Here is a 12,936-nt window from a genome sequence, read left to right as displayed (position 1 = left end):
CCCGTGTGGCGGCGCCATCGATGGCTCACGGCGCCGGCGTCAGGAGTCTGACGAACGATGGTGCGCAGCCCGAGGTACGTGGGCCGGCGGACAGACGTGAGCCGCCCGAGCCTGTCGCCGGGCCGCCTGCTGCGCCGCCGCCGAGGCAGCCACGGGCCCGGCTCCCCTACGGCCGTCACCCCGTCGTCCGTCCACCCCACAGTGGCCCGAAGCGTGCCCACTCGTAGCCCCAGTTGTCGATGCGGTTGCTCTCCAGGCGGTTACGGAGGGCCCGGCCTGCGACGAAGGGGACGGACGCGGCGCAGAAGCCTGCGAGGCCGCCGACCAGGGTGGCTGGGGTGCGGGCCTCGGAGGGGGTGGCGGGCCGGGTGACCAGGCGGCCCTGCGGGTCCGTCCAGACGGTGACCGGCGTGCCGACGCCACTGCCGGGGCGGACGCGGGCCTGGCCGGTGTGCGGGGAACCGTCCCGCGCGCTCCAGCGGACCTTCGCCCACACGTACTCGCTGGTCGACGTGCCGGAGCGCGGGTCGGCCGTGCCCGGCGCCTGCTCGGTGAGCAGGGCCACGACGGGCCGCCACTCGACGCGCTCCCGGGCCATTCCCCGCTCCACGGTGCCGGCCGTCGCCAGGCCGGCGAGCACTCCGCACAGGACAGTCAGTACCCAGGCGGCGAGGAGCACCCAGGACTCCACCGCGTCGGCCCGGCGTTTGAGCGGATTGCGCCGCCAGCGCCACAGCCACACCTTCGGACCACGGAACGCCATCGAGGGCTTCCTCCTCATGAGGGCACGAACGTGCCTGCCGACCGGCCTCCATCCCATACGGGAGACGGGAGGCGGATGCTCACTGCACGTACCGGGATCGACCGTGGCACGGGTCACGCGGCCCTCGCGGGCGTCTTCGCGAAAGTGCCCGCAGCGCCCGTCGGAGGGCTATCATCGCCGCGCTGACCTGCGACGTCATCGTTTCCAGAGGTGACTGTCAGTGCCGGGGTGCAGACTGGCCGGTACCTGAGACAAAGACGTCGCGGAGGTGGTCGGCATGACCGAGACAATGCTCGCCGTGGGCACGCGCAAGGGCCTGTTCATCGGGCGGAGGCGCGGTGGCACCTGGGAGTTCGACGAGAGTCCCTACTTCAACGCCCAGGCCGTGTACTCGGTCGCCATCGACACCCGCGGCGAGCGTCCGCGCCTTCTGGCGGGCGGCGACAGCGCCCACTGGGGCCCGTCCGTGTTCCACTCCGACGACCTGGGCCGCACCTGGACCGAACCGGCCCAGCCGGCCGTCAAGTTCCCCAAGGACACCGACGCTTCCCTGGAACGCGTGTGGCAGCTGCACCCGGCGGCAGCGGAGCCCGACGTGGTGTACGCGGGCACGGAACCGGCGGCGCTGTACCGCTCGGAGGACCGCGGCGAGACCTTCGAGCTGGTCCGCCCGCTGTGGGAGCACCCGACCCGGTCGAAGTGGGTGCCGGGCGGCGGCGGTGAGGGCCTGCACACCGTGATCACCGACAAGCGCGACCCCCGGGCCGTGACGGTCGCCGTCTCGACGGCGGGGGTGTTCAAGACGGCCGACGGCGGTGCGAGCTGGACGCCATCCAACTCCGGTGTCTCCGCGGTGTTCCTGCCGGACCCGAACCCGGAGTTCGGCCAGTGCGTCCACAAGATCGCGCAGGACGCGGCGACGCCGGACCGGCTGTATCTGCAGAACCACTGGGGCGTCTACCGCAGCGACGACGCGGGTGCGAACTGGACGGACATCGGCGAGGGCCTGCCGTCCACGTTCGGCTTCTCCGTGGCCGCGCACCCCCACCGCGGCGATACGGCGTTCGTCTTCCCGATCAACGCCGACTCGGACCGCGTCCCGGCCGACCACCGCTGTCGCGTCTTCCGTACGGCGGACGCGGGCAAGACCTGGGAGCCGCTGTCGGCGGGACTGCCGCAGGACGACCACTACGGCACGGTGCTGCGCGACGCGATGTGCACGGACGACGCGGACCCGGCGGGCGTGTACTTCGGCAATCGGAACGGCGAGGTGTTCGCATCGGCAGACGACGGCGACAGCTGGCAGCTGTTGGCTTCTCATCTGCCGGACGTGCTGTGCGTCAGGGCCGCGGTGGTCGGATGAGCCGTCAGGGCTTAGGGGCCGGCCTTGGCCACTGGTTGATCACCGCCGCCCGTGCGGCAGTAGGGTGACGCCCGTGGCACCACGACCCTTGCATGAAATCGTCGAGGCGGGCTGGGCGAAAGCCCTGGAACCCGTTGCCGAACGGATCGCCGGGATGGGCGACTTCCTGCGCGCGGAGATCGCCGCGGGACGCACCTATCTACCGGCCGGGCCGAACGTCCTGAGGGCCTTCCAGCAGCCCTTCGACGACGTACGGGTCCTGATCGTCGGACAGGACCCGTATCCGACCCCAGGACATGCCGTGGGCCATTCATTCTCGGTGGCGCCCGACGTACGTCCGCTGCCCGGCAGCCTCCTCAACATCTACCGGGAGCTCAACACCGACCTGGGGCTGCCGCAGCCGTCGAACGGCGATCTGACGCCGTGGACCGAGCAGGGCGTGCTGCTGCTCAACCGGGCGCTCACCACGGCCCCGCGCAAACCGGCCGCGCACCGCGGCAAGGGCTGGGAGGAGGTCACCGAGCAGGCCATCCGCGCGCTCGCCGGACGCGGCAAGCCGCTGGTCTCCATCCTCTGGGGCCGCGACGCCCGCAACCTCCGGCCTCTCCTCGGCAGCCTCCCGTCCGTGGAGTCCGCTCACCCCTCCCCCATGTCCGCCGACCGCGGCTTCTTCGGCTCCCGCCCGTTCAGCCGCGCCAACGACCTGCTGATCCGGCAGGGCGGACAACCGGTGGACTGGCGCCTGCCGTGACCGACCCCGCCGGGTTCCTCGCCGTCGACTCAGGAGGCTCCGGCCTGCGGGTCGTCGTGGGCACCGTCGGCCGTGGGGCGACGGCCCGGCGGGAGTCCCGCGAACCGGTTCGTACCGGGGACAGAGGCATCGACCCCGGGCACTTCATGGAGCAACTCGTGCCCATGGTGCGGGCGCTGATGGCCGAGGCCGGTGCGGACCGGCTGGACGCGGCCGCCGTCGGAGCTGCCGGGATGGCCAGCCTGGGCGATGCCCTGCGTGCCGAACTGCCGGACGCGCTGGGGCGGGAGTTCGGCATCGGGCGGGTCGCGCTCGCCGCGGACGCCGTCACCGCGTATGTCGGCGCCCTCGGGCCGCGGCGCGGTGCCGTGGTCGCCGCCGGTACGGGACTCATCGCGATCGGCACCGACCTGACGAACTGGCGCCGCGCGGACGGCTGGGGGCATCTGCTCGGCGACTGCGGCAGCGGCGCCTGGATCGGACGGGCCGGGCTCGAGGCGGCGTTGCGCGCGTACGACGGGCGGCCCGGCGGGTCGGCCGGACTGCTGGCCCGCGCCGGGGAACTGTTCGGCCCGGTGCGGGGCCTGCCCGGGAAGCTGTATCCACGGCCGGACCGCCCTGCCGTCCTGGCCTCCTTCGCTCCCCAGGTGGCCGCCTGCGCCGACGGCGACCCGGTGGCCGCCGACATCCTGCGGGCCGCCGCACGGCACATGGCCGACTCCGCGGCAGCCGTCTGCCCCACGACGGGGGAGCCTCAAGTCGCGCTCACCGGCGGTCTGTTCAAGATGGGCGACCCTCTCGTCGTACCTCTGCAAGAGGAGTTGGCGAAGCGGCTGCCGGCCGCGCGGACGGTGCCGGCCGCCGGGGATCCGCTTGACGGGTCCGTGCGCATCGCGACCGATCTCGCGACGGACGCGCTCACTCTGCCGAGTGACGAGGCGATGCTCTGCGTGGTGAACGGAAAGGGGGACTGATCCACCTAGGCCGCCCTGTTCCACTCTGCAGGTAACTCAATCAGACAAAAGCGGACGGATACCGCTCACCTGCACCCTCCCCGAACAGGGGAGCCCAAGAAGCCAGTAACATGCGTCGCCATGAGCTCCCCCACTGGGCCCGCGTCCGGCCTGCCAGTACGAATGCCGCGACCTCGTCAGCCCGGGCGGCACCGCCGACCCGAGCCCTTGGCGGCTCCCGAGGGCGCGCCCGCGCTCGTCCTCGCGGTGCCGGGCACGCCTAGCGCCGCGACCCGCGGTCTCGCCGAGGAGGTCGTGAGCATCGCCCGCTCCGAGCTCCCCGGCCTCGACGCCCGGATCGGGTACGTCGACGGCGATGACGTGGAGTTCCCCACTATCCAGTCGGTGCTCGTGCACGCGGCCGAGGAGCGCGCCGCCCGTTATGAGCAGGCGATCGCCGCAGGGGTGGAGGCCAAGGAGCCGGAGGGCCCCGTCGCCGTCGTCGTGCCGCTGCTCGCCGGCCCGGACAGCGCGCTGCTTCGCGTCATCCGCCAGGCCGTGATGGACAGCCGCGTCGCGGCCGACCTGACCGATGTGCTGGGCCCGCACCCGCTGCTGGCCGAGGCGCTGCACGTGCGCCTGTCCGAGGCTGGTCTGGCGCGCGCCGACCGTGCCCGCCTGTTCACCGTGGCCACGGCCGCGGACGGCATCATCCTCGCCTCCGTCGGCGGCGAGGAGGCCGTGCAGGCGGCCGGGATCACCGGCATGCTGCTCGCCGCGCGGCTGGCCGTGCCGGTGATGGCGGCGGCCCTGGACCAGGACGGCGCGATCTCGGCGGTCGCCGAGCAGCTGCGTTCCTCGGGCTCCCAGCAGCTGGCGCTGGCGCCGTACCTCATAGGGCCGGAGATCGACCCGAGCGTGGTCGCGGAGGCCGCTCACGAGGCGGGCTGCTCCGCCGCCGAGGCGCTCGGCCCGTACCCGGCGATCGGCAAGCTCGCCCTGTCGAAGTACACGACGGCGCTGGGCATCGCCCCGCAGCAGGCGCAGGGCACGCCGGTCCGCTGACGCCGTCCGATGTGCAGGTGACCGCGCGTCTCGTGGGCGTCGCAGTCGTCACGCCGAAGGGCCCGCTCCACATCCGGAGCGGGCCCTTCGCCAATGCGGTCACAGGCTGCCGACGTCCGGGCCGATGACCACGCAGGACGCCGCGGGTACCGCGATCGAGCCCTCGTAGCGCGGGAGCCCGCTGTCGGGGTCCAGGGCGAACCAGGTGACGTCACCGGAGCGCTCGTTCGCGACGTACAGGAACCCGTCCGCCTCGGTGAGCGCGCGCGGCCAGTGGCCGGCGCAGATCACCGTCCCGACGAGCCGTAGTTCCTCGCCCTCGACGGCGAACGTGGACAGCACGTCCTCGCCGCGGGTCGCGGTCCATACGAAGCGGCCGTCGGGCGAGGCGACGATGCCGGACGGATAGGCGTCGCCTGCCGGGCCGCCCGGCAGGACCGGTGTCTCCGTCATCGGCTTGAGCGTGCCGTCGTCGGCGTCCCAGTGGCAGACGGTGACGGTGGGGGTGAGTTCATTGACGACGTACGCGTACGGGCTGTGCGGGTGGAAGGCCAGGTGGCGCGGGCCCGAGCCCGGCCGCAGGGCGATCTCCCGGTGCACGTCGAGTGCGCCGTCGGCCAGCGTGCACACCCGCACCGAGTCGGTGCCTAGGTCCACGCTGACGGCCCAGCGGCCGCTCGGGTCGGGTTGCACGTGGTGGGCGTGCGGGCCCTGCTGGCGTGGCGTGTGCGGGCCCGAGCCGGTGTGCTGGAGGACGGCGGACGGGGCGCCCGCGAGGGTGCCGTCGGCGCGGACGGGCACGGCGGTGACGCTGCCGGAGCCGTAGTTCGCGGTCAGGACGTGGCCGGCGAAGAGGCTGAGGTGGGTGGGTCCGCCGGCGCCGACCGGGACCGGTGATCCGATGAGCTCCGGCTTGTCCCCGGTCACGCGGTACGCGGCCACCGCGCCCTCGGCCGTCTCGCTGACCGCGTAGAGAGTGTCGCCGCCCGGCGACAGGGCCAGGTACGCCGGGTCGGGCACGTCGTCCGCGCCTCCCAGGACGGTGAGTGCGCCGCTGCCCGCGGCCACGGACGCCGTCACGATCCCGGGGCCGCCGGCCGCCGTGAACGACCCGATGTAGGCCCGCCGTGCCCGCCTGCCACCATCTGCCACCGCTGTCCCCTTCCGGTCGGGTGCCGTCCGGGCTGACGGTAGCAGCGGATCGTCATCGGTCTAGACCAAGAGCCGTTCAAAACGTCGGCGCGTGCGGCCGTCTCTCGCCGCCGGCCCGGGCTCTGGCCTCGGGGTGTTGCAGGTGGGCGGGATGCCGCTGCACCGCCTCGCAGGTCCGGTGGCACACGGGCGTGGCGCTCCCGGAGGCCACGCAGGGGCACACCCCGTCAGGCTCACCCGCGGGCCGCTCCCGCACGGCTCGCGGGCTCCTTGCGTTGGATGGCGCGTGGGTACCCGAAGGATCTCCTGATCCACCCTCCGGGTGGCCGATGAAGCGACTTTGCGGAGCGGGCGCGGCTCGAGTGGCCGGCGTGTGGATCGCGGAGGATCTCCCGCACGCCCGGCGTTCTCACGCCCCGACGAGCCGGGACCCGGACGGCGTGCGCAGGGGCTGGGACAGTTCGGCCAGGGCTCGTTCCAGGCCGTGCAGGTGAGTCAGTGCGGGATCCGACTCCGTCGGGTGCGTGACGGGGGCGGTGACATCCGCACCGCCGGTCAGCGCCTCGACCGCGGCCTCGACGCGCCAGCATGCCGCGGCCAGACGGGCGTCGTGCGAGGCCTCGGGGTCGGCGGCGACGGCGGCAAGGCCGCGGATCTCGCGGGCGCAGTCGTCGAGCAGGTCCAGGACATGGCGGGCGCGGCGCTTGCGGGCCGACATCGGGTTCAGCGGATGCACCAGCGGTGCGAGGGCAAGGCGTACCCGGCCGAGCAGCTGCTCCAGCTCGGCGAGCCGCGAGGACGGGTCGGCGCTTTCGTCCCCGGCCAGGCGTGCGGCGGCCTCGGCGGTGGCGGCGTGGACGCAGCGCAGGGCGCGCTGGATCCAGGCGTCATTGACGGCATGCGTGGTCACGGGCAGGACGAACAGCACGGCCAGCACGGCGCCGAGTGCCCCGACGCCGGTCTCGGCGAGCCGCAGCGCCAGCAGGGCGGGATCGAGGACGCCCAGCATGCCGTAGAGGAGCTCGGCGAGCACCGTGACGCAGAGCATCATCCAGGTGTAGGAGACGGCGGCGGTGTAGAAGATGCCGAAGACGCAGACGGCGAGGAGAGCGGCCGTCGGGATCGTCTCGCCGGCCACCGGGACGGCGACGAGCAGGCCGAGGCCGATGCCGATCACCGTGCCGAGGACCCGGCGGAAGCCGCGGACCATGGTCTCGCCGCGCGAGGTGGTGTTGACGAAGATCCACCAGGTGGCGCCCACGGCCCAGTACCAGCGGTGCCCGGACACCAGCTGGCCCACGACGAGCGCGAAGCCCGCGCCCGCGGTGGCCTGGATCGCCTGCCGTGTGGTCACGCGGGCCAGGCCGGTGCCGCCCGGCGGTGCGGGTACCGGCGCAGGGGGCAGACGGCGTTCGTAGCACCACAGCCCGAAGCGCACTGCGGACGCGGTGAGCAGGGAGAGCAGTACGGCGGCGTAGAGCTCGGGCAGCCGGTCGGGGGTCGCCTGCAGGAACTGCGCCACGAAGAAGGTCATGAACGCGAACACACCGAGGCTGTGCCCGCGTGGCCCCCATCGGCGCGCGTACACGCCCGCGCCGACGACGGCGAGGAAGGTGAGGTCGCGGGCGACCGGCTGGTCGTGCAGCTCGGCAGCCGCCGCGAGGACGGGCAGACCGACGAACGGCAGCAGAGCGGTGGTGACCGCCTGTCCGCGGACCGTGGCGTCGGTGACGGTGAACAGCGCGAGCAGCGCGGCGAGCCCGCCGGTGACGGCACCGACGAGGGAGTGTCCGGCCAGTCCGCAGACGACGACCGCGAGCCCGATGCCGAGCACGGCCCGCACGGCGAAGCGCAGCCGCGCCCGCCCCGGGTCCGGCGCCACGAACACCCTCTTCAGCACTACGTCCCGCCCCTTTGCTCGGTTTGCTCCGGCATGAAAAAGGCGCCGCGGGATCCGCAGCGCCATCGACGGGCCCATTGCAGCATCAAGGAGCAGTCTGGCTCAAGCGGCACCTAGACTGCTGAGCCATTGGCACAGGTACTACGGTCCCCGTGCGTCCATCGGCGAGCCAACGGACCATGACGGACCAGGACGGTCCATGGCGGACGCGGATGCGGACACGGGGCGAAGGAGGCCGGACGGCATGGCCGTGGACGAGCTCGACACCCGCATCCTGCGGCTGCTGCTGGAGCAGCCCCGTACCAGCGTGCGCGAGTACGCCCGCATCCTCGGCGTCGCGCGAGGCACCTTGCAGGCCCGCCTCGACCGGCTGGAGCGGGACGGCGTGATCACCGGCACGGGGCCGGCACTCTCCGCTGCCGCGCTCGGTCATCCGGTGCTGGCGTTCGTACACATCGAGGTCACCCAGGGCCACCTCGACGACGTGGGCGACGAGCTCGCCGCCGTGCCGGAGATCGTGGAGGCGTTCTCGATCACGGGCGGGGGCGATCTGCTGACCCGGGTGGTGGCCCGCGACAACGCTCACCTGGAGGACGTGATCCAGAAGCTGATCAGCCTGCCCGGCGTGGTCCGCACCCGCAGCGAGGTCGCCCTGCGTGAGCGCGTTCCGCACCGGTTGCTGCCGCTGGTGGAGTCGATCGGGCGGGCGGCGGCGACCCGGAAATGACCTTTGACATCCTGGGTCCATGAGCGATCTCGGCAGCACTTCGGTCATCTTCGATCTCGACGGAACACTCGTGGACAGCGAGCCCAACTACTACGAGGCGGGGCGGCAGGTTCTCGCCGAGCACGGGGTCACCGACTTCACGTGGTCGGACCACGAGCGTTACGTCGGCATCAGCACGCTGGAGACGGTCACGCTCTGGAAGCGGGAATACGGCCTGCGGGCGTCCGTCGACGAGCTGCTCGCGGCCAAGAACCGCCGCTATCTGGATCTCGCCCGCACGTCCACGCGCGCATACCCCGAGATGCGCAAGTTCGTGGAGCTCCTGGCGACCGAGGGCGTCCCGCTGGCCGTCGCCTCGGGTTCGTCCCTGGAGGCCATCACGGCGATCCTGTCGGGCACCGGCCTGGACGCCCATCTGCGCACCGTCGTCTCCGCCGACGAGGTCGACCGCGGCAAGCCCGCCCCCGACGTCTTCCTGGAGGCGGCCCGCCGGCTCGGCGCGACACCGGCCGACTGCGTGGTCGTCGAGGACGCCGCCCCCGGCGCGGCCTCCGCACACGCGGCCGGCATGCGCTGCATCGCCGTCCCGTACGTGGCCGCCCAGGCGGACTCCCCGGAGTTCGCGACGGCAGGTCTGCTGCTGCGGGGCGGGCAGGAGGAGTTCACGGCGCGGACGGCGTACGACTGGCTGCGCCGCACGAGGTAGGGCCCTGCCGACCGACGAGCCGAACAGCCGGAACGGCGACGGGAATTAAAACGCTCCAGACCCGTTGACCCTCGCCCGCCTCCTCCCTATCGTCTGGTCGGCTATTCGTACGTCGTTCGCAATATCGAACGTCCGCTGACCCCGCCCGCTGTCTCCACCCACCGCCCCCCTCATGGAGGAGCACACATGGCCCGGCCCCTCTCCAGACGATCCCTCCTCCAGGCCGCGGCTCTCGCCGCCGCGGTTCCCGCGATCAGCCACTCGGCAACCGGCCGGGCCTTGGCCGCCTCGGCCGCCCCGGCCGCCGTTCAGGAGGCGCAGTCCGTGGCCGTCACACCTTCCACCTGGACCGTCCAGCCCTTCGCCCTCGACGACGTGACCCTCAGGCCCGGACTCTTCGCCGACAAGCGGCAGTTGATGCTGGACCACGCCCGCGGCTACGACGTGAACCGGCTGCTGCAGGTCTTCCGCGCCAACGCCGGCCTCTCCACCGGCGGTGCGGTGGCGCCCGGGGGCTGGGAGGGGCTCGACGGCGAGGCCAACGGCAATCTGCGCGGGCACTACACCGGGCACTTCCTGACCATGCTGTCGCAGGCGTACGCCGGCACCGGCGAGCAGGTGTTCGTCGAGAAGATCCGCACCATGGTCGGCGCGCTGACCGACGTGCGCGCGGCGCTGCGCAAGGACCCCGCGGTGCTGAGCGTGAGCGGGAGGTTCGGCACCGCCGCCGAGCACGTCCGCGGCTCCTACCAGTACGTCGATCTGCCCGCAGCCGTCCTCGGGGGTGCCTCCGCGATCACCCTGTCCACCTGGGTGAAACCCACTCACGATGCCGACTGGACGCGGGTCTTCGACTTCGGAAACAACACCACTCGGTACCTCTACCTGGCCGCCCGCAACGCCGCCGGCGTGCCGCGCTTCGCCATCACGACCAACGGGCCGGGCGGCGAGCAGGGCCTCGACGGGACCGCCGCGCTGCCCCTCGATCAGTGGAGCCACCTCGCAGTCACGATCGCGGGTGGTACCGGGACGCTGTACGTCAACGGCGCCGCCGTTGCCCGCAACTCGGCGATGTCCCTCACCCCGGCCGCCCTCGGCACCCTCACCAACAACTGGCTGGGCCGCTCCAACTTCGCCACCGACCCGGTCTTCGCGGGCGCCTACGACGAGTTCAACATCTGGTCGCGCGCCCTCACCGCCGCCGAGATCACGCAGTTGCAGAGCAGCCGGGCCGCCGACGCCCCCGCCGGCCGCGGCGACCTGGCGTCGTACGCCTTCGACGAGACCTCCGGCGGGACGTTCGCCGATGCCTCCGGCCGCGGCCTCACCGCCACCCTGCGCCGCACCTGGGGCGGGCCCAGCCACCCCGGGTTCCTGGCGGCGTACCCGGAGACGCAGTTCATCGACCTGGAGTCGAGGACCGCCAGCGACTACACGAAGGTGTGGGCGCCGTACTACACCGCGCACAAGATCCTCAGGGGTGTCCTGGACGCCTACCTCACCACGGACGACGCCCGGGCCCTCGACCTCGCGTCCGGCATGTGCGACTGGATGTACTCCCGGCTGTCCAAGCTGCCCGAGGCCACGCTGCAGCGTATGTGGGGGCTGTTCTCCAGCGGCGAGTTCGGCGGCATCGTCGAGGCGATCTGCGACCTGCACGCGATCACCGGAAAGGCCGAACACCTCGCGCTGGCCCAGCTGTTCGACCTGGACCGGCTCATCGACAACTCCGCCGCGAACACCGACATCCTCGACGGGCTGCACGCCAACCAGCACATACCGATCTTCACCGGGTACCTGCGGCTGTACGACGCGACGGGCGAGGCCCGCTATCTCGACGCCGCCCGCAACTTCTGGGGCATGGTCGTCCCCCACCGTATGTACGGCATCGGCGGCACCAGCACCGCCGAGTTCTGGAAGGCGCGCGACGTGATCGCGGGCACGATCAGCGACACGACCGCCGAGACGTGCTGTGCCTACAACATGCTGAAGCTGAGCCGGACGCTGTTCTTCCACGAGCAGCAGCCGAAGTACATGGACTACTACGAGCGTGCGCTCTACAACCAGGTCCTCGGCTCCAAGCAGGACAAGGCAGACGCCGAGAAGCCGCTGGTCACGTACTTCATCGGGCTGACGCCGGGTCATGTGCGGGACTACACGCCCAAGCAGGGCACGACCTGCTGCGAGGGCACCGGCATGGAGAGCGCCACCAAGTACCAGGACTCGGTGTACTTCAAGGCCGCCGACGGCAGCGCGCTGTACGTGAACCTCTACAGTCCCTCCCAACTGTACTGGTCCGAAAGGAGTGTGACGATCACTCAGGCGACCGGGTTTCCCCGCGAGCAGGGCACCACGCTCACCATCGGCGGCGGCAGCGCGGCCTTCGCGCTGCGGCTGCGGGTGCCGTCGTGGGCGACCGCCGGCTTCCGGGTGACGGTCAACGGCAGTGCGGTGAGCGGCACTCCGACACCGGGGAGCTACTTCACCGTTTCGCGGACGTGGCGCAGCGGCGACACCGTGCGGATCTCGATGCCCTTCCGGCTCCGGGTGGAGAAGGCGCTCGACGACCCTGCGTTGCAGACGCTGCTCTACGGCCCCGTCAATCTCGTCGGCCGCAACTCCTCCACGAGCCATCTGCAGTTGGGCCTGTACCGCAACGCGGGTCTGTCGGGCGATCTGCTGCCGTCGCTCGCGCCCGTGTCCGGCAAGCCGCTCCACTACACCCTCGCCGGAACCGAGTTCGCCCCCTTCTTCGAAGGCACCGAGGCCCCGACCCACGCCTACTTCCGGCGCTCGGAACCCCGGGTGATCTTCGGCAACTCCGACTCCGGCGTCGCCAACCCCGCGAAGTCCGACGGCACCACGCTGCTGGACGAGATCTGGGCCGGGGCCCCCTTCGGCAGCAAGGGTGCGCTGGTCTCGCGCGTGCGGTCCACCGTGAACGCCTGGGTCACCGCCGGTCTGCTGAGCCAGGCAGGCGGGCAGACGGTCGTCCGTACGGCCGAACAGGCGACGTACGCGTCCTGACCCGGCGACCTGATCCCCGCGCCGAGCGCTCGACTCCCGGCGCGGGGATGCTGGAGCCATGACGATCGACGTGTCGGCGGAGCGGGTGATCCCCTTCCCTCCCGAGCGGGTTGCCGCGTATGCCATGGACTGGCGCCACGACACCGACTGGACCCAGGGCATCCGCAGGGCGGAGCTGACCCGCGAGGCGGACGACGGCGGCTTCGGGGTCGGCGCCGAGGTCAAGCGGACGGCTCACTTCCTCGGCCGGCACATCGACTACGTGCTGCGCGTGGCGTCGTACGACTTCCCCCGGCTGCTCGACATGGTGTCCGTGGCCGGACCGGTGCCGATGCAGGTCACCTATGCCTTCGACCCGCACGCGGACGGCACCCTCGCGCGTATCCGCGTCCGGGGCGGCCCGGGCGGTGTCTACCGGCCGGCGGCGCCGATCATGGCCCGTCATGTCCGCTCCAACATCGGCAAGGACCTGCGCGACCTGGAACGCAGGCTCACGGAACACACCGGGTAGCCGGCCGCCGGGCGCTTC

At 72.2% G+C, this 12,936-nt stretch carries 11 protein-coding genes; 8 read left to right on the top strand and 3 right to left on the bottom strand.

The genetic code is table 11. The annotated features are described in order from the left end of the window. Positions 1 to 175: 175 nt before the first annotated feature. Complete coding sequence (locus tag OHT51_RS37665; protein WP_328883372.1) at positions 176 to 763, bottom strand: Rv1733c family protein; 588 nt, start codon at positions 761 to 763, stop codon at positions 176 to 178. 277 nt (positions 764 to 1,040) lie between these two features. Here OHT51_RS37665 and OHT51_RS37660 point away from each other — a divergent pair, with 277 nt between their 5' ends. The 4 genes from OHT51_RS37660 to OHT51_RS37645 all read left to right on the top strand — a co-directional run bounded on the left by OHT51_RS37660 (position 1,041) and on the right by OHT51_RS37645 (position 4,895). Then, a complete protein-coding gene (locus OHT51_RS37660; RefSeq protein WP_328883371.1) occupies positions 1,041 to 2,126 on the top strand; it encodes a WD40/YVTN/BNR-like repeat-containing protein in 1,086 nt (361 codons plus the stop codon). 73 nt (positions 2,127 to 2,199) lie between these two features. After that, positions 2,200 to 2,877, top strand: a complete 678-nt coding sequence (locus OHT51_RS37655; protein WP_328883370.1) for a uracil-DNA glycosylase — start codon at positions 2,200 to 2,202, stop codon at positions 2,875 to 2,877. Next, the gene (locus tag OHT51_RS37650) at positions 2,874 to 3,851 is read left to right on the top strand and encodes an N-acetylglucosamine kinase (RefSeq protein ID WP_328883369.1); all 978 of its coding nucleotides are present in this window, start codon (positions 2,874 to 2,876) and stop codon (positions 3,849 to 3,851) included. Before OHT51_RS37655 ends, OHT51_RS37650 begins: the two co-directional genes overlap by 4 nt. 120 nt (positions 3,852 to 3,971) lie before the next feature. After that, entirely contained in the window at positions 3,972 to 4,895 is a 924-nt protein-coding gene (locus tag OHT51_RS37645) for a sirohydrochlorin chelatase (RefSeq protein WP_328883368.1), read from the top strand. A gap of 99 nt (positions 4,896 to 4,994) precedes the next feature. On the opposite strand, the gene OHT51_RS37640 is transcribed toward OHT51_RS37645, so the two are convergent. Beyond that, positions 4,995 to 6,047: a lactonase family protein gene (locus OHT51_RS37640; protein WP_328883367.1), complete on the bottom strand. Its 1,053-nt coding sequence runs from the start codon at positions 6,045 to 6,047 to the stop codon at positions 4,995 to 4,997. 409 nt (positions 6,048 to 6,456) lie between these two features. Then, a complete protein-coding gene (locus OHT51_RS37635; protein ID WP_328883366.1) occupies positions 6,457 to 7,947 on the bottom strand; it encodes an FUSC family protein in 1,491 nt (496 codons plus the stop codon). 244 nt (positions 7,948 to 8,191) lie between these two features. Between OHT51_RS37635 and OHT51_RS37630 the strand changes: the two genes are divergently transcribed. The 4 genes from OHT51_RS37630 (at position 8,192) to OHT51_RS37615 (ending at position 12,918) form a co-directional block, all read left to right on the top strand. After that, positions 8,192 to 8,674, top strand: coding sequence for an Lrp/AsnC family transcriptional regulator (locus tag OHT51_RS37630; protein WP_328883365.1), 483 nt, complete (start codon positions 8,192 to 8,194; stop codon positions 8,672 to 8,674). A 19-nt stretch (positions 8,675 to 8,693) separates the two neighbouring features. Continuing rightward, positions 8,694 to 9,380, top strand: coding sequence for an HAD family hydrolase (locus OHT51_RS37625; protein WP_328883364.1), 687 nt, complete (start codon positions 8,694 to 8,696; stop codon positions 9,378 to 9,380). A 186-nt stretch (positions 9,381 to 9,566) separates the two neighbouring features. Next, positions 9,567 to 12,407 carry a beta-L-arabinofuranosidase domain-containing protein gene (locus OHT51_RS37620; protein WP_328883363.1) on the top strand — a complete coding sequence of 947 codons (2,841 nt, stop codon included), beginning with the start codon at positions 9,567 to 9,569 and terminating at the stop codon, positions 12,405 to 12,407. A gap of 58 nt (positions 12,408 to 12,465) precedes the next feature. Continuing rightward, on the top strand, positions 12,466 to 12,918 hold the full coding sequence (locus OHT51_RS37615) for an SRPBCC family protein (RefSeq protein WP_328883362.1): 453 nt from the start codon (positions 12,466 to 12,468) through the stop codon (positions 12,916 to 12,918). Positions 12,919 to 12,936 lie beyond the last annotated feature (18 nt).

This window comes from Streptomyces sp. NBC_00299 (assembly GCF_036173045.1).
In the GTDB taxonomy this organism is placed as follows: domain Bacteria; phylum Actinomycetota; class Actinomycetes; order Streptomycetales; family Streptomycetaceae; genus Streptomyces; species Streptomyces machairae.
Note: the sequence above shows the minus strand (reverse complement) of the source record. Positions and strands in the feature narration are given on the sequence as shown.